Annotated in this window: 2 protein-coding genes; one reads left to right on the plus strand and one right to left on the minus strand. The window is 44.4% G+C overall.

All coding sequences use genetic code 11. From position 1 onward, the window contains the following. Positions 1 to 380: 380 nt before the first annotated feature. Positions 381 to 1,331 (minus strand): hypothetical protein, encoded by a 951-nt coding sequence (locus MJ769_RS03545; protein ID WP_239234463.1) that lies wholly within the window; start codon positions 1,329 to 1,331, stop codon positions 381 to 383. 232 nt (positions 1,332 to 1,563) lie between these two features. Between MJ769_RS03545 and MJ769_RS03550 the strand changes: the two genes are divergently transcribed. Then, positions 1,564 to 1,878: a hypothetical protein gene (locus tag MJ769_RS03550; protein WP_239234464.1), complete on the plus strand. Its 315-nt coding sequence runs from the start codon at positions 1,564 to 1,566 to the stop codon at positions 1,876 to 1,878. Positions 1,879 to 2,054: the final 176 nt, after the last annotated feature.

Raw genomic sequence — 2,054 nt, forward strand, 5'->3', positions numbered from 1 at the left:
AAAAAGCTGCTTTGCATGTTTGTCTACCTTGTTTGTATGTATCCTTAGCATTAACACAAAACACAGCAAATTCGATTACAGAGATAGGGGATTTTTAGAGGTGCCCTTAAATATATTCCAATGTCTCAGGTTGTGATCAGGCTATTGCTACAATATTCACTGACTTTCTGAGGAGACTCTAAATAATAAAAAAGCCAGATTAATCTGGCTTTTTTATTATTTAATAATGTGCTTAGGTGAAACTTGCTTTCAAAAACAATCCGGTTAAGACAGCACGCTATTATAAAATTGGTACCGTCCACCTAGCGACGGTACCGAAATTTTATACATGCACTATACGGACGGTACAGTTCAAGTTTTACAAATGCGACAAATTCACATTAAACTGTGACTGCAACACAGGCTTGTGTTCCAAGCGCAACCACATCATGAAACTCATCTACTATCTTGATACAGATGTCATGTTTTCCCTTTGAGAGCAGATCCAAGCCAACTGTGTAGCCATAGCTTCCGTTTAACAAATGTATACCGGAAAAATGCTTGCCGTCTATATAAAGATGGCCATGCTCCTCGCTGTATATAATAGTTGGCGATTGATAACGATATGTTCCTTCAGGTGCCAGCTTTGTATAACCAGCATTTTGAGGTTGACGAGTCGTATCTACAAAGTTGCCACCGGGTGTGATTGCATATTGAAATCTGATCTTTGCTGGTTTTGTACCTGCTGCAGGATCAGTATTTTCTGCAACTAGATTCATTGTAACCGTTGTACCCTCACCTCGTACCCCATCATCACTAACGTAGTATTGTTTACTATGGGTTTTACTTGGATTGGTTATTGCTTTCGTATAGCCAAGACCTGTCTCAATTGGAGCTACGCAATAAGGAGCACCACTGGCTACACAGCCGCCAGTACCATTCGCCCTATCTCCAGCCCATGATTCGTCAAAGTCTGTATCGTAGAGAGGCTTGCCACCTACAAATGGAAGGGAGGTTTTGAAATCTGGGGTAAATTTGGTGGGCTGTTTTCCATGATAACTGGCTTGCCCGGCACCGCCATCTTCATTAGCCCATTTATCTATGTGATGCTTCCCAATGTTATATTGGCCTTGTGTTTCATATTGATATTTAGGTGCAATCTCGCCACCGCCGGGTGGGTAGTTACCTGGTATGTTTAAGTTAGATCCAGGATGCAGATTGCCGGCTTCTGGATCGGCTTTAAAAATGCCTGCCTCAGGAAGATAGTTGTATTCGGCCTTGGGCCCGTCATATGCCATGGCAACTGGGGAACTAATAGCAAGCAGTAGTGCCAGTGAGTTAACTCTGCGCATAATTATTACTCCTCTAAGTAAATAAATAAAAAAGATAAACCCACTCGTACCGTCCGCGGGGGCTCTTAGAAACTTCTAACAGCTGGTTAAGCGTAACATAATGTTAGTGAGTATTGCAAAAAATATTTAAACTTTTGCGCTATGGCTTAATAGCTTTATCTTCTCTTTCGCCAGCCTTAACTATGTCACAAAATAAATAATAATGACAGCATTGTAGACACTGGCAAGAGACATGATGTACATACCCAATGAGCCAATTGCTACCTGGCTCATTTGTCTAAAGGACTCGACCATGCTGATCGACACGCTGATTGCGCGGGCATTGCACCGGCTTGATGCTACCCTTGTCACGCAAAAGTGTAGAACTGTTGACATTCGCCCAGCCACAACGGTATGGACATCGGGGACTACACCGCTACCGCCCAAACCTTGGCTCGGCCACGGAATAGGCTCAAAACGACTGCGACGGGAACCCGGCAATGAACCGGTGGAGGTGAAGGCATTTGCTCTGGCATTGCCGAAGAATGCCTGGAGCATGGTCGCTTGACGGAAGGACAGCAACAGCAAACGCTCATCCCGTTTCGCCGTGGTGTGCGTCCGACCCACCCACCGAGATTATCTTGGGTCAGAAATGTGTCCCGAACAGTGGCTGCTGATCGAATGGTCTGAAGGGCACCTCTAAAAATCCAATATTTCTGATGAATGGAGCGCGTCCCATTTCGT

This window comes from Candidatus Nitrotoga sp. BS, from assembly GCF_927797785.1.
Classification (GTDB): Bacteria; Pseudomonadota; Gammaproteobacteria; order Burkholderiales; family Gallionellaceae; genus Nitrotoga.